This window comes from Nitrospirota bacterium (assembly GCA_035873375.1).
GTDB lineage: Bacteria > Nitrospirota > Thermodesulfovibrionia > Thermodesulfovibrionales > JdFR-85 > BMS3Bbin07.
Map to the genome: position 1 here is coordinate 1 of JAYWMQ010000048.1, position 18,627 is coordinate 18,627.

At 48.3% G+C, this 18,627-nt stretch carries 20 protein-coding genes; 10 read left to right on the forward strand and 10 right to left on the reverse strand.

What is annotated here, in order from left to right; translation table 11 throughout:
- The 3 genes from VST71_10320 to VST71_10330 form a co-directional block, all read left to right on the forward strand.
- Positions 1 to 856: FAD-dependent oxidoreductase (locus VST71_10320; protein ID MEC4686111.1), on the forward strand; the 856-nt coding region annotated here is incomplete at its 5' end.
- 113 nt (positions 857 to 969) lie between these two features.
- Entirely contained in the window at positions 970 to 1,731 is a 762-nt protein-coding gene (locus VST71_10325; GenBank protein MEC4686112.1) for an outer membrane protein assembly factor BamD, read from the forward strand.
- Entirely contained in the window at positions 1,728 to 2,357 is a 630-nt protein-coding gene (locus VST71_10330) for a bifunctional precorrin-2 dehydrogenase/sirohydrochlorin ferrochelatase (protein MEC4686113.1), read from the forward strand. Before VST71_10325 ends, VST71_10330 begins: the two co-directional genes overlap by 4 nt.
- On the opposite strand, the gene fbp is transcribed toward VST71_10330, so the two are convergent.
- The 5 genes from fbp to VST71_10355 all read right to left on the reverse strand — a co-directional run bounded on the left by fbp (position 2,345) and on the right by VST71_10355 (position 6,357).
- Positions 2,345 to 3,442, reverse strand: a complete 1,098-nt coding sequence (gene fbp, locus VST71_10335) for a fructose-1,6-bisphosphate aldolase/phosphatase (GenBank protein MEC4686114.1) — start codon at positions 3,440 to 3,442, stop codon at positions 2,345 to 2,347. The genes VST71_10330 and fbp overlap by 13 nt on opposite strands.
- Before the next feature lie 22 nt (positions 3,443 to 3,464).
- Complete coding sequence (locus VST71_10340) at positions 3,465 to 3,770, reverse strand: MTH1187 family thiamine-binding protein (protein ID MEC4686115.1); 306 nt, start codon at positions 3,768 to 3,770, stop codon at positions 3,465 to 3,467.
- 137 nt (positions 3,771 to 3,907) lie between these two features.
- Positions 3,908 to 4,180, reverse strand: a complete 273-nt coding sequence (locus tag VST71_10345) for an HU family DNA-binding protein (GenBank protein MEC4686116.1) — start codon at positions 4,178 to 4,180, stop codon at positions 3,908 to 3,910.
- Positions 4,181 to 4,451: 271 nt separating this feature from the next.
- Complete coding sequence (gene selA / locus VST71_10350; protein ID MEC4686117.1) at positions 4,452 to 5,840, reverse strand: L-seryl-tRNA(Sec) selenium transferase; 1,389 nt, start codon at positions 5,838 to 5,840, stop codon at positions 4,452 to 4,454.
- Positions 5,841 to 6,003: 163 nt separating this feature from the next.
- A complete protein-coding gene (locus VST71_10355) occupies positions 6,004 to 6,357 on the reverse strand; it encodes a sulfurtransferase TusA family protein (protein ID MEC4686118.1) in 354 nt (117 codons plus the stop codon).
- Between the two features lie 36 nt (positions 6,358 to 6,393).
- On the opposite strand from VST71_10355, the gene VST71_10360 reads away from it, so the two are divergent.
- From VST71_10360 to VST71_10375, 4 genes are all read left to right on the forward strand, one after another.
- Positions 6,394 to 6,615, forward strand: a complete 222-nt coding sequence (locus tag VST71_10360) for a hypothetical protein (GenBank protein ID MEC4686119.1) — start codon at positions 6,394 to 6,396, stop codon at positions 6,613 to 6,615.
- 113 nt (positions 6,616 to 6,728) lie between these two features.
- The gene (locus VST71_10365) at positions 6,729 to 8,387 is read left to right on the forward strand and encodes an ATP-binding protein (GenBank protein ID MEC4686120.1); all 1,659 of its coding nucleotides are present in this window, start codon (positions 6,729 to 6,731) and stop codon (positions 8,385 to 8,387) included.
- Entirely contained in the window at positions 8,384 to 8,701 is a 318-nt protein-coding gene (locus VST71_10370) for a response regulator (protein ID MEC4686121.1), read from the forward strand. Before VST71_10365 ends, VST71_10370 begins: the two co-directional genes overlap by 4 nt.
- The gene (locus tag VST71_10375; protein ID MEC4686122.1) at positions 8,698 to 9,738 is read left to right on the forward strand and encodes a sigma-54 dependent transcriptional regulator; all 1,041 of its coding nucleotides are present in this window, start codon (positions 8,698 to 8,700) and stop codon (positions 9,736 to 9,738) included. Before VST71_10370 ends, VST71_10375 begins: the two co-directional genes overlap by 4 nt.
- Here the strand turns inward: VST71_10375 and VST71_10380 are convergent.
- The 3 genes from VST71_10380 to fdhF all read right to left on the reverse strand — a co-directional run bounded on the left by VST71_10380 (position 9,727) and on the right by fdhF (position 13,811).
- On the reverse strand, positions 9,727 to 10,545 hold the full coding sequence (locus tag VST71_10380) for an FAD/NAD(P)-binding protein (protein MEC4686123.1): 819 nt from the start codon (positions 10,543 to 10,545) through the stop codon (positions 9,727 to 9,729). The genes VST71_10375 and VST71_10380 overlap by 12 nt on opposite strands.
- Positions 10,546 to 10,659: 114 nt before the next feature.
- A complete protein-coding gene (locus tag VST71_10385) occupies positions 10,660 to 11,778 on the reverse strand; it encodes a 4Fe-4S dicluster domain-containing protein (GenBank protein MEC4686124.1) in 1,119 nt (372 codons plus the stop codon).
- Positions 11,775 to 13,811: a formate dehydrogenase subunit alpha gene (gene fdhF / locus VST71_10390; protein ID MEC4686125.1), complete on the reverse strand. Its 2,037-nt coding sequence runs from the start codon at positions 13,809 to 13,811 to the stop codon at positions 11,775 to 11,777. Before fdhF ends, VST71_10385 begins: the two co-directional genes overlap by 4 nt.
- A 181-nt stretch (positions 13,812 to 13,992) precedes the next feature.
- Here fdhF and cutA point away from each other — a divergent pair, with 181 nt between their 5' ends.
- Positions 13,993 to 14,310, forward strand: a complete 318-nt coding sequence (gene cutA, locus VST71_10395; protein ID MEC4686126.1) for a divalent-cation tolerance protein CutA — start codon at positions 13,993 to 13,995, stop codon at positions 14,308 to 14,310.
- A 2-nt stretch (positions 14,311 to 14,312) separates the two neighbouring features.
- Here cutA and VST71_10400 read toward each other — a convergent pair whose 3' ends face one another.
- On the reverse strand, positions 14,313 to 14,540 hold the full coding sequence (locus VST71_10400; protein MEC4686127.1) for a NifU family protein: 228 nt from the start codon (positions 14,538 to 14,540) through the stop codon (positions 14,313 to 14,315).
- Positions 14,541 to 15,140: 600 nt separating this feature from the next.
- Between VST71_10400 and rho the strand changes: the two genes are divergently transcribed.
- Positions 15,141 to 16,400, forward strand: coding sequence for a transcription termination factor Rho (gene rho, locus VST71_10405; protein ID MEC4686128.1), 1,260 nt, complete (start codon positions 15,141 to 15,143; stop codon positions 16,398 to 16,400).
- 171 nt (positions 16,401 to 16,571) lie between these two features.
- A complete protein-coding gene (locus tag VST71_10410; GenBank protein MEC4686129.1) occupies positions 16,572 to 16,964 on the forward strand; it encodes a PaaI family thioesterase in 393 nt (130 codons plus the stop codon).
- A gap of 86 nt (positions 16,965 to 17,050) precedes the next feature.
- Here VST71_10410 and yidC read toward each other — a convergent pair whose 3' ends face one another.
- Entirely contained in the window at positions 17,051 to 18,625 is a 1,575-nt protein-coding gene (gene yidC, locus VST71_10415) for a membrane protein insertase YidC (GenBank protein MEC4686130.1), read from the reverse strand.
- Positions 18,626 to 18,627: the final 2 nt, after the last annotated feature.

The following is an 18,627-nucleotide window of genomic DNA, read 5'->3' on the forward strand; positions in this document are numbered from 1 at the left end:
CAGGCCAAGGAAGCTTAACGTTCCCGGTGCTGAGGATATGGCAACCGCCTATGACTTCCTCAGGGATATAAATACCGGCAATCCCCCGGACCTGAAAGGCAGGCGGGTGGTGATAATCGGTGCAGGTAATGTGGGAATGGATGTTGCTGCACAGGCATTTCACTGCGGTGCCAAAGAGGTGACGGCTGTTGATGTCCGGAAACCGGCGGCCTTTGGCAAGGAGCTGGAGATTGCAGAGTCCCTGGGGACAAGGATTCTGTGGCCGAAGTTCACGGAAAAATATGTAAAGGGAGAGAAAAAGGTCTGCTTCACGGACGGGACCTTCCTTGAGGCAGACCTTGTGGTTGTCTCCATAGGAGACTCTCCTGTAACGGACTTCCTGCCGCCGACGGTTCATACAAATAAGAACGGCTGGATCGAGGCTGATGAGGCCGGACATACCTCTGATCCAAAGATATATGCAATCGGTGATGCCACAAGGCTTGGCCTTGTCACTCACGCCATAGGCCAGGGCAGAAAGGCCGCCATGGCAGTCCATGCCCTGCTGTCGGGAAGGTCATACTACAGGCCGGCCCCAAAGCCCGTTATCCCTTACGACAAAATAAAGACTGCCTATTATGACGTTTGCCGCGGTGAGCCGTTTAAACCCGAGACAGAGGCAAACCGCTGCATGTCCTGTGCCGTATGCAGGGACTGCCGTATGTGTGAGGCCACCTGTTATTACGGGGCCATCAGCAGACAGGAATCCGGAGACGGCTCCTATGCCTATGTGGTTGACGACGCCCTCTGTATTGGTTGCGGTTTCTGTGCAGGCATCTGCCCCTGCGGTGTCTGGGAAATGGAAGACAATATCTGACCCGTTTCCTTCAATTAACAATCCCGGGACAGCCTTGGTTCCCTGTCTGATATCCATTGTCTGCTGCTCCTTAATGCTTGACTAATTTATCCTGATAAGGATTTAATAATGGTATGAAACAACTATTGTTTTCCACGCTTTTATTTGTATCAATGGTCTCCCTGCTGCTGGTCTCCTGTTCCGGAAAAAAGCCGGTCAGACAGGATGTGTTTGACCCCAAGGCCGTGCTTCAGCAGGCCAGCAAGTTTATTGAGATGGACGAATATGAAGAGGCAAGAAAGCTCCTCTTTGAAGTAAAAAACCGGGACCTCTCAAAAAAATATGCCCCCCTGGCACAGTTGAAGATTGCAGAATCTTTTGTAACGGAAGGACAACCCGAACGTGCGGTTGAGGAGTACAGGAGATTCCTGCAGCTTTATCCCGCCCATCCCCAGGCACCTTATGCCCAGTATCAGATCGCCCTTGTATATTTTAAGCAGATTGAAAGCCCTGCAAAAGGTGCCGGAGGTGCAAGGAAGGCCCTGGAGGAGTTTCAGAAACTGCTCAGGCTTTATCCAAGGAATCCCTACAGGGAGGCAGTAGAGCTCAAGATAAGGAAATGCCGGAATCTCATAGCTGAATATGAGTTCCTTGTCGGCGAGTTTTATTACAAAAAGGGGGCCTATAATGCCGCCACAGGAAGGTTTCTCGGCCTCTTAAAAGAGTTTCCCGATTACAAAAAAACGCCGGAAGTCCTTTATCTTACAGGCATCTCATACAAAAAGCTGAACAGGACAGACGAATCACTGCGATATCTTAAGGAGCTGCAAAAACGATTTCCTGACAGTGAATTCTCTAAAAAAGCAGAAAAGGTTATAGCTGAAATCAAACCGTGAGATACTATCCTGTATTCTTAAATCTTGAAGGCAAAAGGTGCATTGTAATCGGTGGCGGTGAGGTAGCGGAAAGAAAGGTGCTTACACTTCTTGAGGCCGGTGCCTCAGTGACTGTTATCAGTCCGGAGCTTACTGAAAGGCTTGCCGGGCTAAAGCGTGCGGGACAGATAGAACATATACAGCGGAGATATCAGGAGGGCGACCTGACAGGGGCATTTATTGTTATAGCCGCCACATCTGCTATGGATGTAAACCGTAAGGTCTCCGGGGATGCAGGCAATATTCCGGTAAATGTAGTGGACGTGCCGGATCTATGCACTTTTATTGTACCTTCCGTTGTAAAAAGAGGAGAGCTTACCATAGCAGTTTCAACATCCGGGGCAAGCCCTGCCCTTTCAAGGAGCATCAGGGAGGAACTCGAAGACCTCTACACAAAAGAAGCAGGGGACCTTCTTCAACACATTGCAGGAATAAGGAAGACCTTAATGGAGTCAGACATTCCGCCTGAGAAAAGGGCTGTGATTCTCAAAAGGCTCGGCAGCAGGGAAGTCCTGCAGATCCTCAGAGAAGAAGGCCCCGAGGGGGCCTTAAGGCATATTCAGGATATACTCGATCACTCAGGCTGAAATCTCTCCTCAAGCTTCTTCATTAACTGCGGCATGGTTGTGTACTCCAGGTCATCAAGCCCCAGTCTGTGAGGTTCAAAGGGTCCATGAGCCCTCATGTAGTCTCCAACTTCATTGCAGCGCTTTCTTGCCCTGTCAAATGCAGGGTCGTCAAAGAGGTCCCTCGGTCCCACGAGATGGCCGTTGCTGATCTGGAACCCCGCGGCTATCACCCTTGGCGGACCGTCAAACCTTGACGGGTTGGCCTCATAAAAAGGCACCGGCATCAGCGGTCCATGATGAGAACCACGCATCCAGCCCTCTACTAAATGGGGGAAGCTGAAGGGCTCAAGTGCCTCACCCACGGCAGGCATACCCGACTGGCACCTGACAATCAGGACAGGGTCATCCTTTCCAACATATCTGCCTGCAATCAGGCTCAGTTTCTGTGTGGAAGCAGAGGCACATACCTCTCCGTCCTTTCTGTAGACCCGCCTTATAAGGTACCTCCTCATCGCACCTATAAACATCAGCAGGTCATATATCTCCTCCGGACATGAAAGGGTAATACTCCTGTGTCCGTAAACATCGACAACCTCAAAGCTGAACCCCTCATGCATGGTTGGGTCGATCACCAGCCCGGCAGTGTTGAAAGGATCGGCAAATATCTTGTACAGGGGCAGGTTCCAGGCCCCCGGGGATGTCTTGTCAGCCATAAAGATTATAACAGGCTCGGATTTCCTCTCAACAAACTCCATCTCCGCCACTCCGGGGCCCATCCCTCTCACAGTTCCTGAAAAGGCATCACCGAGCAGGTCCTGACCAGCCCCGTAAAGCTTGAGCCTCTTTGCCTCTTCAGTTGCAGCAACAAATGTGTCCCAGGCAAGCTGGTGGACCTCCTCATTATCAACGCCCCGGGTGTGCGTCATAATGAGCTCAAGGTCGTCACCAACCCGCGTAACATGAAAGTCTGTAAGGTCTCCCCGCTCCTTTGCCTTGGCGAGCCGCTCCCTGGCAATATCAATAAGGTTCTGGTGGATACTTGAATGACCAACATAGCCCCCTACATCAGCCTTGATAACACTGAGGGTAATCTTGTCAGACATAGCAACCTCCTGCTTTTTGAGCCTACTTTTTAAGTTTTTTGCCGAGCCTTTTCTCTACAGACTTTACCTTGAGTTCCAATCTGTTCGGCTTTCCCTTCCGGTCATCGATCGAGATGTTTATTATGGTCCTGTCTGCCTTCTTCATCACTGCAGTGTGACATTTTTTGATGAGTCCCATTATCTCCGTCCACTCCCCCTCCACACAGGTTCCCATGGGATTGACCTTGTAAGGCAGGCCGCTCTCGTCAACAATCCTCAGTACGTCGGCGAGATAATCCCCTATGCTGCTGCCAACACCTAACGGGATTATACTGAATTCTGCCAGCATTGCTCACCTCCCTGTAATTCTGCAGGTTGACAATGAAAACAAATACTTCCGGATTCTGGTTCCTCTGACATGAACTGTCTGTTATAATGAGAAGTGAGGGGGATGGAAGAAGTCCATCCCCCGGAACAAAAAATGAGTTATTTGATTGCATCCTTCAAGCCTTTACCTGCTATGAACTTTGGAACCTTGGCAGCGGCTATCTTAATCTCTTCGCCTGTTCGCGGGTTACGACCCTTTCTGGCCTTTCTCTTGGTGACCGAGAAAGTACCAAAACCAACAAGCGTCACCTTCTGATTTTTCTTGAGAGACTTCTTGATGTTATCAAGAACAGCATCCAGCGCCTTGCCTGCATCTGCCTTGCTCAACCCGGCATCTGAAGCAACCTTGTCAATGAGATCAGACTTTGTCATTTAATCTTCTTCCCCCCTTTCTTTTAAGAGATTGTTTTGATTTTAATAAACCATTTGAGGTCTGAATGGCCTGCATTCAACCTCCTGGATAAAACTTCCTATAGTGAGTGCCTTACCCATTATATTTTCTTTATCACGGACCTTCCGAGTTTCAGACAAAAAAGACCCGTTGTGCCAGGGGACCGGGATTATTAATTTTCAGCGGGTTTTACGGTCTTTTAAGGTTCTTGAATAACAGTAGCAAGAAAAATTTTTTTTGTCAAGAAAAAAATTAACAGATTGCCTCTCTTATTGCCTTCAGGAGGGGTTTCACCTCTGAGTCCCTTATCGTCCTTGCATCAATGACAACGGTGCCTGCCCTTATCCTTGTAATTACTGCAACAGCACCCCTCCTCAGCCGCTGCTCTACAGCCGGGGCTGTCATTCCCTTTACCTTGAGTGTTACAACATATGTCGGCAGACTTACCCCTGGCAGGGAACCACCTCCGGCCTGAGACTCATCCCTTTCAATGGAGACCTGTGCATTTTTTACATCCCGTTTTATCAACAACTGAATCTTTTTGGCGCGTCTCCTTATCACATCATCTCCCTGCAGCAGGGACTTCAGTACAGGTATTCTCTCCCTTGCCTTTTCAGGGTCAGCATGAATGAGTAATGTTGCCTCCAGTGCAGCAAGGGTAAGTTTATCTATGCGAAGAGCCCTTGCAAGTGGATGCCTGGATATCTGCTCTATCAGGTCCTTCCTGCCGACAATTATTCCGGCCTGTGGTCCCCCAAGGAGTTTGTCGCCGCTGAACGTTACAATGTCCACCCCCTTACTGACCACCTCATGAACAACGGGTTCGTCATGTATGCCATAGGGTCTCAGGTCGGTAAAGCATCCGCTGCCGAGGTCGAACATAACAGTTACTCCCATTCTTTTGCCAATCCCGACAAGCTCTCCAATTGACACATCTTCTGTAAAACCGATCACTTTATAGTTGGACTGATGAACCTTGAGAAGCAGTGCGGTCTGCTCGTCAACAGCTCCTTCATAGTCCCCTGAATTTGTCCTGTTTGTGGTCCCAACCTCCTTCAGGAGCGCCCCGCTCTGCAGCATGACATCAGGAATCCTGAAGGCCCCTCCAATCTCGATAAGCTCACCCCTTGAGACTACAACCTCCCTGCCCCTTGCAACTGCGCTGAGGCAGAGCAGCACGGCCGCAGCATTATTGTTAACAACAACAGCATCTTCGGCACCTGTGATGTCCTTCAGTATCCACCTGACATGGTCATACCTCTCTCCCCTCCTGCCCTCCTCGAGGTTATATTCAAGATTGGAATATCCCGCGGCAACATCCATGACATTGTTCAAAACCTCAGGGGGCAGGGGTGCCCGGCCAAGGTTGGTGTGTATTACCACCCCTGTTGCATTTATGACCGGCTTTAGCCTGCGCTCTACAAGTTTCTCTATCTTTATCTCGATATCGCCGGCTATGGCGTTGAGGCTGACATCAGGGGTGAAGCCTTCGAGTATCTCCCCCCGTTTAAAGGCTATAATCTCCCTGATAGCACGTAGAATGTATCTTCTCGGGTAGGACTTCAGCCACTTAAGTCCGTGAGGGCTTTTCATGACCTCATCCACTGAGGGGATTTTTCTCAAGAGTTCCTTTTGTTCCATAATGGTTTTTTAAACCTGCTCTGTTGCCTTCATGTTTGCCGCCCTGCCTATTATACCGAAATGTAATCGCACTGTAAATAGCAGGTTAAAAAGTGATCAAACCCGGCTATGCCGGGTTTGATCCAGTCTGGTAGCCTGACCATTCATTGAATGGTTTTACCTATCAACAGGGGTTAAATCCCTGATAGGGGTAAAGCCCTGTTGTGAATGGCAAGGCCTTGGGGAGGGGTAAGCTAAATAACATAAACCCACAAAAACATCCTGATCGAAAAATACCACGTTCAACTTTTAATAAAAAAAACAGCGTGCCTTCGTCTTCCCTGAATTCAAGTAATTCATAGCCGGTGTTCCTGCATAATGACGGGATAGCAAGTCTGGTACTGGTATCATTGGCTATTACCTGGAGCACCTTGCCCTTTTTCATGCCTTCCAGTGCCTTCATTGTCAGAACAGTCGGTCCCGGACATGAAAGCCCCTTGACATCCAGCATCTTGTCAACCTTGATCTCTTTTGGCACCGCAGGCTCCTTTGTTATAACTTAAATCATGCAAACATGGTGCCACTTCAGGATTATGCGGAATCAGGTTATGAACGCATAATCCTGACTTTGTCCGGCTGGCTTGGCTTTGATCCCCATACACCTGACCGGAGGCGGAAGAGGCAAGCAATAAACACGATGGACAGGTTGGACTGTTTTGATGTCATCCCTGTCCAGTTCGGCACAGGTAATTACCACCCTCTGTGCCGTAACGGACAGAGAGGTGCCTGCGTTTGATTTATCATTGGCCTATGCATTAATGTATAGTATGCTGCATTTCATGCAGCACCTGCGCAGCTCAGAACTTACAACTAAAAGAAAAGAACCGCTGTCAACGCTGTACCATCTGCATGAACTGGCTGTTTTATCATATAGGAGAAGAATATGCGATAGCATTAATATGCTTTGCCCTGTCAATCAGGGTTTTATCCATCTCCCGTTCGGAAAACCCCGCCCTTGACAAAGAGAAAAGAAGCAGAATGTTCCTCATCAGTTCAGGGTTCGTGCTGCTGGGTATCAGCAGTGTCATACACGCCACCATACACACTGCTGGTCTGGATGAAAACATCCTTTACCAGACACTCCTTGGCTACTGCCTTGGACTCCTTATACTGATAGTAGCTGTTTCCGTGGAAAAGCCCTGGACTAAAAAGGCCTTTCCACTGCTTTACCTTCCCCTTTTGATCCTGCTTTTCCCCGATGTCTACAGAAAATTTCCCATATTCGGCGAGTTCAGACCACTGATATGGATTATCATTGCCTATCTCTCGGGAGTTGTTTGCATGCTCTATATCGCAGCATTCCATCATACCGGACTCAGGGCATATCTGTACCTTGCACTCGGACATGCCCTGATATGCATATCTGCAGTCCTGCTCTTTTTCCCGGCACCGATAGGGTCGACAATCTGGGTGTATGGTCATCTCTTCAGGCCGGTGGGGTTCGGAATACTTTTTTTCAGCCTGAAACAGGAGGGACTTTTACAGTTAAAGGGAAGCATGCTCTACAGGACACTTACTGCATTCAGCCTTCTCGCTGCCATCCCCCTGCTCGTCTTCGGCATGGTGGTCTTCTATGAAAACATTAATCCACTCCACCTCACAGGAAGAAGGATTATAGTCTTTCTTCTTCTGCTGATTACCCTGGCATCTGCACTGCTGTTCGGACTTGGCCTGATAATAAAACTTATACGCCCGCTGCTTACCCTGAAAGATGCCGTGGACAAGCTTGCAGAAGAAGGATTCAATAAACAGATAGAGGTTAACAGCAGTGATGAGATAGGGGAGCTCTCCAGGGCATTCAATGATATGGTTGTCAAGTTGAATCACTCCCTTTCAGAACAGGACAGGTTGAGCAGACTTGCGGCTACAGGTGAACTGGCAGCCACGCTTGCACATGAGATTAAAAATCCCCTTAATGCAATAGGAGGGGCCGCCCTGTATATCAAAAAGAACTTTAAAGGGAGCCTCATCCGGGAATTTTTAGGGATTATCTATGACGAGGTGGCAAGGATTAACAGGCTGACCACCACGCTGCTGGACTTTGCAAAGCCTGTAAAGCCCGAACCAGAGCCATCGGATATAAACAGGCTTGTCAAAGAAACACTCGGTTTTTTGAGACAGGAAAGCGAAGAGCAGGGTATAATTATCGAGACCGATTTGCAAAGAGATATCCCGGTAACCTCTTTTGACTACCACCAGATAAAGCAGGTGCTTATAAACCTCCTGATTAATTCTTTTGATGCCGTGGAGAAAAATGGTAAAATTAAAGTCAGCACCACTCTGTCCGGCAGGGGGCTGCTTCTTTCGGTCCAGGACAATGGAAAGGGTATTGGAGAGGAAGATATGGAGAATATTTTCAATCCCTTTTTCACCACCAGGACACGGGGAACCGGTCTCGGGCTGGCTGTATCGAGGAAGATAGCCAAGGAGCATGGTGGGGATATAACTGTTGAAAGTGAGCTCAACAAGGGAAGCATATTTATCCTGTTTTTACCACTGAAGAGATGAAACAGACCATACTTATAGTTGACGACGAGATAAATTCACTGAAGGTGCTCTCAGCCACTCTCAGGAAAGAGAGATTCAATGTGGAGACCGCCAGAACCGGTGAAGAGGCGATATCGCGGTTTAAAAACAACCATGTCGACCTGATAATATCGGATTACAAACTGCCGGGGATTGATGGCGAAACACTTCTCGAAGAGGTCAAGGCAAAGAACCCCAATATGCCTGTTATCCTCATGACTGCCTACGGCACTATTGAAAGGGCTGTAGATGCCATGAAGAAGGGCGCATACACCTATTTGACAAAACCTATTTGACAAAACCTGTAAATCTCGATATCATGATATCCATGGTGAGGGATGCCTTGCAGAAGAGGGAATGGGTGCTGGAAACAAAGGAAGACATACCCGGCAGGTATCAGTTCCTGAATATTATCGGTAAATCAGCAGCAATCCAGGAAGTATTCTCCATGATTCAACGCGTCAGCAAGACTGACGCCGCTGTCCTCATACTCGGCGAAAGCGGCACAGGCAAGGAACTGGTTGCACGGGCCCTTCACTATACCTCGCTGAGGGCAAACAGTCCGTTTATCCCCATAGACTGTACCACGATCCCCCCGGAGCTGATGGAGAGCGAGCTCTTTGGTTATGAAAAAGGGGCTTTTACCTGTGCCTATGACAACAAGGTCGGTCTTATCGAGATGTCAGAGGGAGGCACCATATTTTTTGACGAGATCGGTGACCTCGACTTTGCACTCCAGAAAAAACTGCTCAGGTTCCTTCAGGAAAAGGAGGTTCACAGGCTTGGCGGAAAGAAGAAGATAAAGGTCGATGTCCGTATCCTTGCCGCAACCAACAGAAATATAGAGGAGGCGGTTGAAAAGGGTGACTTCAGGGCAGACCTTTACTACAGGCTCAATGTTATAACAATTAACATCCCCCCGCTCAGGGAAAGGAAAGAGGACATCCCCATCATAGCCGCTCACTTCCTTGAATTCTTCAGCAGGAAAAACAAAAAAAACATTCCGGGTTTTGATTCAAAAGTCACTGACATCCTTATAAATCATGACTGGCCGGGCAATGTCAGGGAGCTTGAAAATGTTATTGAGCGTGCGGTTATTCTATGCCCTTACGAGCAGATAACAGTTGACTGTCTTCCCCGTAAACTCAAGCTGGTCGCTGAAGAAGACCGCTTTGGAACCGATGGGTTTAACCTCGTTGAGATGGAAAAAAGAGTTGTGCTGAAGGCCCTTGAGAAGACATCATGGAACCAGTCAAGGGCAGCAGCCCTTCTCGGTATAAGCCGCAAACAACTCAGGACCAGGATGAAGAACCTCGAATTGTTACCGGGATAGATACAGCAGGCTATAGTTTTTAATCTCCCTGTATGAAAAGACAGGGCCGTCTGTACAGATGTATCTGGGACCTGCATAACAATGACCACATTTACCGACCCCGCACTTCATGTGTGCCTCAAGAGTGGTAATTATTCTCTCCTCAGGCATTCCAAAGAGGAATAGCTCTCCCATGGCGGCCTTTATCATCACCTCGGGGCCGCATATATAGGCTGCGGCCTTCTGCAGGTCTGAATGCACCTCCTGCCAGAGGCCTGTTACCAGACCGACATGGCCCTTCCAGCCTTTATCAGCCCTGTCCACAGTGAGAAGGACCTTTATTCCCCTCTCCTTCCAGCCCTTCATCTCATCCCTGAAGACAATATCATCAGGAGTTCTTGCACCGTACAGGAGCGTTACCTGACCCACATCCTCTCTTTTTTTCATAAACCACTGGAGAAGCGGTCTTAACGGGGCCATGCCGATCCCGCCTGCAACTACTACAACATCCCTGCCCCTGGAGATATCCAGGGGAAAGCCGTTGCCATAGGGACCTCTCAGCCATAACGAATCTCCGGCTTTCAGGGAATGGATTGCCCCGGTAACGAGGCCGGCCCTCCTTATGCACAGCTCCACCGTATTACCCTTTCCGGAAAGGGATGTCACTGATATGGGAACCTCTCCTGCACCCCATACCGAAACCATAAAGAACTGTCCCGGTGCATATTCAAGCGGCATTTGAGTCCTTACCCTGAAGAGGCTCACGTCCCTGCCCTCGGGTATAATCTCCTCGATCTTTCCGCTTACAGGCAAGTATATATTTTTCATTTTTCACTTACCATTTTTCATTTGTCATTTGTTATTTGTTATTTGTTTTCCTCTTCCGTTGAATCCTGTTAATCCTGTCTGAGAAAATTCCTGTTTTTGCTTATCAGTTATTCTTTATTCTTCCTCTCCGTTAATGGCGAGTCCCTTTATCTCTGTTGCGATGGTTGCCATATCTATTTTCCCGGGACACGTTACGGCACATCTGCCACAACCCACACACCCGAATTCGTTCAGCGTCTCCGGATAGTGGACAAGCTTGTGGTAATACCACCTCATAGTCCTCAGAACCCTTTTTTCATTTGGCAGTATACCACCGGCCATTCGAGTAAAACCCTTGAAGAGACATGTATCCCAAAGCCTTATCCTCTCTACACCGTCTGGGTATGTCCTGTCGGTTACAGTGAAGCACGTACAGAGTGGACAGTCATAAACACAGCCGCCGCACTCAAAACATCGCCCCGCAACCTTTTGCCAGAAGTCGTCCTTTAACCGTCCGGCAAGGATCATCCGGCGGGGGCTTTCAAGGCTTATCCGCTTCTGAAACCTCGCCTTTGCACTCAGAAAAACCTCGTACTGATCATCATAGTCTGTCTTTCGTGGTCTGCTGAAGAGAAAGGACATCCCCCTGACTGTCTTTATTCCCTCAGCAGAGGCTGCCTGAACAAAGTACCTGTTGCCAAGGTCGGTCAACTGTATGTCAAAACCCTCATCAAGATAAGGGCCTGTTCCAAGCCCGATGCAGAAGCATGTCGGATCAGGGTTATTGCAGACAACAGAGATAAACAGGGTATTCTTCCTCCGCTGCTCATAATATGGATCCCTGTACCCTTCGAGATAGAATCTGTCCAGGAGCCTGATGGCAGAGATGTCGCAGGACCTGACACCAAAGATGACACGCTTCTTTTTATCCATCAGGTCCAGAATCCTGTTTTTTCCAGAAGATTCCTTCATGTGCACGTCAGGGGATACGGGTTGCGGTCTGGAGGGAAAAGCCAACTCGTGACTCGTAACCTTTAATCTGAGCATGGGGTCGTATTGGGGGATAAGGAATTCCTTGGGCGAAGGCAGCGATGCAGGGGAGTCAAGTATGACCTCATGAATCTGCTCAACGCTCCTGAAGACGATATCCTTGCCCTCATCATCCCTTAACGGTCCGATAAGGTCCTTCTCTTTTCTTAACTGCCTCAGCCAGTAAGAGAGGTGATTTTTTTCAAGTATCCATTCGTTCTTCATGTCTCGATCTTCTCAATCTTTACTGCACAGACCTTGTATTCCGGTATTTTTGCCCCAGGGTCTGTGGCCGGGTTTGTCAGGATATTTGCAGCAGCCTCCATGAAATGAAACGGGATGAAGACCGTTCCCTCAGGGGTTCTCCCGGTCACAAGGGCCCTCGGCTCTATCGAGCCCCTCCTTGAACTAACCCTCACCCTTGTCCTTTTTCCGATACCGAGCCTTTCTGCATCAGCGGGGTTTATCTCTACGAGGCATTCAGGCTCTTCCCTTTCAAGCACAGTGGTCCTCCTGCACATCGTCCCTGTATGATAATGGAATGAGAGGCGTCCGGTTGTAAGGAGAAAGGGGTATGCCTCATCAGGCGGCTCGTCAGGCGGCAGGAAATCCACTGTAATGAACGAGCCAAGCCCCTTGGCAAATTTCTTTCTGTGCAGGTAGGGGGTTCCGGGATGGCTGCTGTCAGGGCAGGGCCATTGAAGGCCGAACCCCCCTGATAGCCTGTGGTGGAGTATACCTCCGTAAGACGGAGTAAGGAGGGCTATCTCCTCCATAACCTCATAGGGGCCCCTGTAGGACATGCTGTAACCCATCTTTTCTGCAAGGGCACATATTATCTCGCCATCAGGCATTGATTCACCAACCGGTCCGACCGCCCTGCCGAGAAGCTGAACTCTCCGCTCGGTATTTGTAAAGGTACCTTCCTTTTCGGCAAAGGATGCAGCGGGCAGGATTACGTCGGCAAGGCTTGAGGTCTCGTTTGGGAATATGTCCTGTACAACAAGGAACTCAAGCATTTCCATAGACTCCCTGACATGATGAAGGTCAGGGTCGGACATCAGGGGATTTTCTCCCATTATGTACATGGCCTTCAGACTGCCCACACGTGCTGCATCCATCATCTCCATTATTGTCAGCCCGGGATTGACGGGGAGTTTTTTGCGCCATGCCCTTTCAAACTTCCTTCTTGCCCGCGCGTCAGTCACTTTCTGATATCCACTGTAAACATTCGGCAGTGCCCCCATATCGCAGGCCCCCTGCACATTGTTCTGTCCCCTCAGCGGGTTGATACCGGACATCGGCAGGCCGATATGTCCGGAGAGCATGACCAGGTTGGCACAGGCCCTTACATTGTCCACCCCGGTTATATGTTGTGTAATCCCCATTGCATAAAAAAGCATGGAGCGTTTCTCCATGGCATATATCCTTGCCACACGCCTTATATCATTGGCCTTGACCCCGGTAATCCCCTCAACAGTTGCCGGTGAATAACGCTTCAGCTCCTCTTCAAAGGGGTCGAAATTCTCGGTCCTTCTTCTGACAAAGTCGGCATCCACAAGCCCTTCGCTCACTATTACATTCATTATCCCCATCAGAAGGGCAACGTCTGTGCCGCTGCGGTGCCTGAGGTGGATATGGGCAAACTCTGCTATCTGTGTCCTTCTCGGGTCTGCAACTATCAGTGTTGCCCCACGGTCAACGGCCTCAAGCATATGCATACCGATCATCGGGTGCTGTTCCGTGGTGTTCGAACCAATCACAAAGAGGAGGCTTGCATCAGCAATCTCGCTTATGGAGTTGGTCATTGCCCCGGAACCGAATGCAGCAGCCAGACCACCCACGGTTGAGGAGTGACAGAGCCTGGCACAGTGGTCAATGTTGTTTGTACCAAGCACGGCCCTTGCAAACTTCATCATCAGGTAGTTTTCTTCATTTGTACACTTTGCTGAACTGAGAATCCCTGTGGAGTCAGGCCCGTGTTTTGTCCTGATCTCACCAAGGCGTGCTGCTACAAGGGTCAATGCCTCATCCCAGGTGGCCCTTTTCAGGCTTTTCCCTTCTCTTATCAGGGGATATTTCAGTCTGTCGGGGTGGGTGGCAAACTCATGGGCATTCCAGCCCTTTACACAGAGGCTCCCCCTGTTTACCGGGTGGGCCCTGCTCGGAGAGGTGCCTGTAATCCGCCCGTTCTCCACATGGAGGTAGAGGCCGCAACCGCAGCCGCAGTAGGGACAGACCGTCATAATCTTCTTCATAGAGGTTATTATAGCAGAGGGCGTATCATCTGTATATGTCCGGATTGATTCCCGATCTGCTGTAAGGAGATAAATTTGATATAATAGAGACTCGTTGATTCCCGGATGCAGAAAAGACAGCGGGTAATCCCCAGGGCTTCAAGGATGTCCGGGCAGGTCCCGACTTAAGGAGGTTAAGGTTATGGAGTATTCAGTTGTTTTCATTACAGCACCTGATGAAGAAGAAGCAGCAAGGATTGCAAGGACTATTGTTGAAGAAAGGCTCGCAGGGTGTGTGAATATCGTAAAGGGCATACGTTCAATCTATAGCTGGGAAGGGAAGATAGAGGATGAACACGAGGTCCTTATGATTGTAAAGACAAAAAGGGCCCTCTTCACAGTACTTGAGAAGAGGGTGAAAGAACTCCATTCCTATAGCGTACCGGAGATAATTTCACTTCCGCTTGTTGAGGGCTCTGAAGATTATCTGAAGTGGCTTGATAATGAATTGATACGTTGACCCTATACTGCCTCTACTGCCTTGACCTCAGGGATATCCTGCTTCATTGCAGTCTCAATCCCTCCCTTCAGTGTCATTATGGACATGGGACATGTACCGCAGGCGCCAACGAGTCTCACCTTTACGATATTGTCATCTGTAATCTCAACGAGTTCGACGTCTCCACCATCCCTCTGAAGCGTTGGCCTGATCCTGTTTATCACCTCTTCAACCTTTGTCCTGTCAATCATTGATATGCTCCTCTCTGGATCGAATTTTTATCAGGGTAATCTGAATAACCCCGTAATTACTCTATTTTCCTATTTTCAGCATACCAAAAGCAACCCTGCAAGGGCTTCCTGATTCGTGCAGTTGACAAAGTTTTCTCTTTATTGTACTCTATACATTAGAATTATGAGAGAAGCTTTTTATTCAAGGTCTCTTCAGGCTATAATCAGGATATAATTTATGTACACGTTGCTCCTGCCGTATCAGAGGGGAGGAAGATGCAGATTCCTGTTCATACCTAAAACACCGATATCAATTAATGGTTGTACCCAACAGGCGGCAATTTTGATGGCATTATGTTTTATTGCAGGGATGCCGTCTTTTACCCTTAAGAGCCTGAGGAATGAAAAATAGCTTTCAACGGCTGAGAATATCACGAATACCAGCCTCTTTTATAAACAATCAAGTTTTATGAAAATTCAAGGCTCTGAAAACCTGCCGGTCTAATCAGGTTAATAAATATCTTCAGCTTTAGAAAAAAACAATGAAGAAGCCATAGGCTTTCTTAGTAATACTTATCTGGAAAGACTTGACACCTTAACAGATATTTTAAGGAGTGCATCATGAGTAATGTCTCGATTTCTGAACTAAAAGAAAAGACCATTGAGGAACTCTCCCAGGTAGCCCACCATCTGCGTATTGACGGGGCCGCGGGAATGAGAAAACAGGAACTTATATACGCAATATTACATGCCCAGGCTGAAAAGACCGGGAACCTTTTTGCAGAGGGTGTCCTTGAGATACTGCCTGACGGCTTTGGTTTTCTGCGTTCACCTGATTACAGCTACCTGCCAAGCCCGGACGATATATACGTATCCCCATCGCAGATAAGGCGGTTTAATCTGCGGACAGGTGACCTTGTATCCGGACAGATACGGCCTCCGAAAGAGAGTGAGCGGTATTTTGCGCTGCTTAAGGTCGAGGCCATCAACCATGAACCACCTGATGACAATATAACGCGTCCGCTCTTTGATAATCTCGTTCCCTACTACCCAACTGAAAAGATTAACCTGGAGCACAGCTCAAGCGATTATTCCACAAGGGTTATGGACCTCATCACACCTGTTGGCAAAGGACAACGAGGCATGATTGTTGCAGCTCCGAGGACAGGCAAGACCATGCTCCTGCAGTCAATTGCCAAGGCCATAAAGCATAACCAGCCGGAGATACACCTCATTATTCTCCTTATTGATGAGAGGCCTGAGGAGGTAACAGACTGGAGAAGACAGGTTGTTACTGCGGAGATAATAGGGTCTACCTTTGATGAACCACCTCAGAGACATACACAGGTATCTGAAATGGTTATTGAGCGGGCAAAGAGGCTTGTTGAGATAAAGAGGGATGTCGTCATACTCCTTGACAGTATAACCCGGCTTGCCCGGGCATACAATACCATCATTCCTGCAAGTGGAAAGGTCCTCTCCGGAGGTCTTGATGCCCATGCCCTTCAGAAACCCAAGCGGTTTTTCGGTACGGCAAGGAATATTGAGACCGGAGGCAGCCTTACAATCATTGCCACCGCCCTTGTTGATACAGGCAGCCGTATGGATGATGTCATTTTTGAAGAATTTAAAGGCACAGGCAACATGGAGCTCCATCTTGACAGAAGACTTGTTGAGAAAAGGATATTCCCGAGTATTAACATCAATGCCTCCGGTACGAGAAAAGAGGAGTTGCTGGTTGACAAGGATGTGCTTAACAAGATGTGGATACTCAGAAAGGTACTTAATCCCCTGGGAACAGTGGAGAGTATGGAATTTCTGTTAGGCAAGCTCAGAGGCACCAAAGCCAACAAAGAGTTTCTTGAAATGATGAATAAATAGTAAAGTCATGTTTTGGGCTCATTTATGAAGGGCCAGCGGAGCAGGGCAGAGACGTTTTCCTTTATCGGTTTGATATCAGGAGGGAAAGCCGAGCCTTTTGTTGGCTTTTTCATTAATGAACATCATTGTGCCGGTTCTGGAAGCAGTGATTACCAATAGCAGGGACAAAGTATGGATTTTGTTGATAACGGAGCGTGTTTTGTCTGTGGAAAGGCAAATCCTTCAGGACTAAGACTCGATTTCTCTGCCTCAAATGGTCACGCAAGCGCTACATACCTTCCGGATAAAATACACCAGGGATACCGGGACATTCTCCATGGCGGACTGATTTCAACCCTCATTGACGAAGCTGCAGTAAAGGCAGCATCCTCTCTTGGTATCAAGGCCATTACCGTCGAGATATGTATCAGGTTCAAGACCACGCTTATGATAGGTGAAAGATGTGTGGTTGAGGCCTCTGCCGAACCGGTCAGGGGGAGGCTGATAGAAGGGGTTGCTGTGGTGAAAAAGATGGACGGGACCATAGTTGCTGAAGGACATCTCAAGCTTTTCAGTGCCAGGTAAGATTAGGGTAGCATCTTTCCCCGCGAAGTGTTCCTGTGAGTATGCAGTACAGAATCTTCCCTGAAAGCCCCACGCACCTTTATTTATTAAACAGGCTCTTCTTCCCGGGCTATTTTCCTGTTAACAAAATACTGCTGCAGGATGCTCAGAAGATTACTTACAAGCCAGTAGAGGACAAGGCCTGACGGGAATTTCAGGAAGAGGAAAGTAAAGACTATGGGAAGATAGGTCATTATCTTCTGCTGCTGTGATTCCATAGTTGTTGGCGTCATCTTCTGCTGAATAAACATGGTAGCCCCCATAATTATGGGTAATATGTAGTAAGGATCCTTTTCCGAGAGGTCCTGAATCCAGAAGATAAACGGTGCACTCCGAAGTTCAATTGCAACAAGGAGTACCTTATATAAAGCAAAGAAGACCGGAATCTGTATAAGCATCGGCAGGCATCCGCTCATGGGATTCACCTTGTATTTTTTGTACAGCTCCATCATTTCCTTCTGCATCTTCTGAGGGTCTTTTTTGTACTTCTGCTTTATCTCGGTCATCTTTGGCTGAAGGGCCTGGAGCTTTTTCATGGACTTCTGTCCCTTGTTGATAAGGGGTATAAAGGGAATTCTCACCAGGATTGTAAGAAGCGCTATTGACCAGCCATAATTGCCGATAGCCCTGTAGAATAACTTCAGTATCCAGAAGAGAGGTTGTGCAAGTATGGAGAAAAAGCCAAAGTTTACAATATATTCGAGACCAACACCAAGGCTCTTCAGCCGGTCATACTCTTTGGGCCCGGCATAGAGGAGAAGTTTGTTCTTGCCCGCGGGGAGATTTACTGCAACAAGCGCATCTCCGTTGCCGGTGCGCCATACCTTTGCACCTATAGCTTTCTCAAGCGGGACAAGTGAGGCAAAGAAGTATTTGTCTTCCTGGGCTATCCATTTCAACTCTGAGCCAAAAATCTTGGGTTCTTTGAGCTTGTTGGGTTTAATCTCAACCCTGTCAGCATCCTTGAGTATTACAGGTCCGATATGGCCTCCGTAGCCCACTGCACCTGATATGCCAAATCCAGTGCCGAGGGTAACCCAGTAGTTATCCGGGCCCTGAACCTCTTCAATGAGTTCAATATCGTAATTATCTGAGAAGAATGAATACGTTCTTTTTATTACGATCCCGTCTCCTCTGTATGTGAATGAGAGGGAAGCCCTGTCTCCTTCGTTTCTTAAGTTAATATTGTCCTGCCCTTCGCTGATGGTAAAGTTCACCTTGTCAAAGACGAAGTTTTTGCCGTCTGTTCCCATGGCAAGGGCCGGGACCTCAGCATCAGTCCTCATTAAAACCACCTCAAGGCCCTCGTCATCCCGGTATTTTTTTAGCTGCCAATTTTTGATGGTTCCGCCTTTTGACGAAAAAAGTGCCGTATAGAGGGGGGTCTCTACCTTCAGGAGTCTCTCTTCAGATGCCATTGTACCTTCAGGCACAAAGAGATTTTCTGCCTTTGGCACAGAGGGCCTCTCCGTTACCCTTTTCTGTATGTCCTGTGCGACATTCCGGGGTTGTTCAGGTCTCCGGGGCTGTGGTGAAGGTGCAAAGAAATACTGATACCCAAGGAGTACCACGAGGGCAAGTACAATCGCAATTAAAGTTCGTTTTTCGAAATTTTCTTCCATAG

Excerpts from the sequence above, each read along its gene's own strand:
- VST71_10325 (MEC4686112.1), top strand. The coding sequence starts at position 970 with ATGAAACAACTATTGTTTTCCACGCTTTTATTTGTATCAATGGTCTCC.
- fbp (MEC4686114.1), bottom strand. The coding sequence starts at position 3,442 with ATGTCTGACAAGATTACCCTCAGTGTTATCAAGGCTGATGTAGGGGGC.
- VST71_10340 (MEC4686115.1), bottom strand. The coding sequence starts at position 3,770 with ATGCTGGCAGAATTCAGTATAATCCCGTTAGGTGTTGGCAGCAGCATA.
- VST71_10345 (MEC4686116.1), bottom strand. The coding sequence starts at position 4,180 with ATGACAAAGTCTGATCTCATTGACAAGGTTGCTTCAGATGCCGGGTTG.
- selA (MEC4686117.1), bottom strand. The coding sequence starts at position 5,840 with ATGGAACAAAAGGAACTCTTGAGAAAAATCCCCTCAGTGGATGAGGTC.
- VST71_10360 (MEC4686119.1), top strand. The coding sequence starts at position 6,394 with ATGGTGCCACTTCAGGATTATGCGGAATCAGGTTATGAACGCATAATC.
- VST71_10365 (MEC4686120.1), top strand. The coding sequence starts at position 6,729 with ATGAACTGGCTGTTTTATCATATAGGAGAAGAATATGCGATAGCATTA.
- VST71_10370 (MEC4686121.1), top strand. The coding sequence starts at position 8,384 with ATGAAACAGACCATACTTATAGTTGACGACGAGATAAATTCACTGAAG.
- VST71_10380 (MEC4686123.1), bottom strand. The coding sequence starts at position 10,545 with ATGAAAAATATATACTTGCCTGTAAGCGGAAAGATCGAGGAGATTATA.
- VST71_10385 (MEC4686124.1), bottom strand. The coding sequence starts at position 11,778 with ATGAAGAACGAATGGATACTTGAAAAAAATCACCTCTCTTACTGGCTG.
- fdhF (MEC4686125.1), bottom strand. The coding sequence starts at position 13,811 with ATGAAGAAGATTATGACGGTCTGTCCCTACTGCGGCTGCGGTTGCGGC.
- cutA (MEC4686126.1), top strand. The coding sequence starts at position 13,993 with ATGGAGTATTCAGTTGTTTTCATTACAGCACCTGATGAAGAAGAAGCA.
- VST71_10400 (MEC4686127.1), bottom strand. The coding sequence starts at position 14,540 with ATGATTGACAGGACAAAGGTTGAAGAGGTGATAAACAGGATCAGGCCA.
- rho (MEC4686128.1), top strand. The coding sequence starts at position 15,141 with ATGAGTAATGTCTCGATTTCTGAACTAAAAGAAAAGACCATTGAGGAA.
- VST71_10410 (MEC4686129.1), top strand. The coding sequence starts at position 16,572 with ATGGATTTTGTTGATAACGGAGCGTGTTTTGTCTGTGGAAAGGCAAAT.
- yidC (MEC4686130.1), bottom strand. The coding sequence starts at position 18,625 with ATGGAAGAAAATTTCGAAAAACGAACTTTAATTGCGATTGTACTTGCC.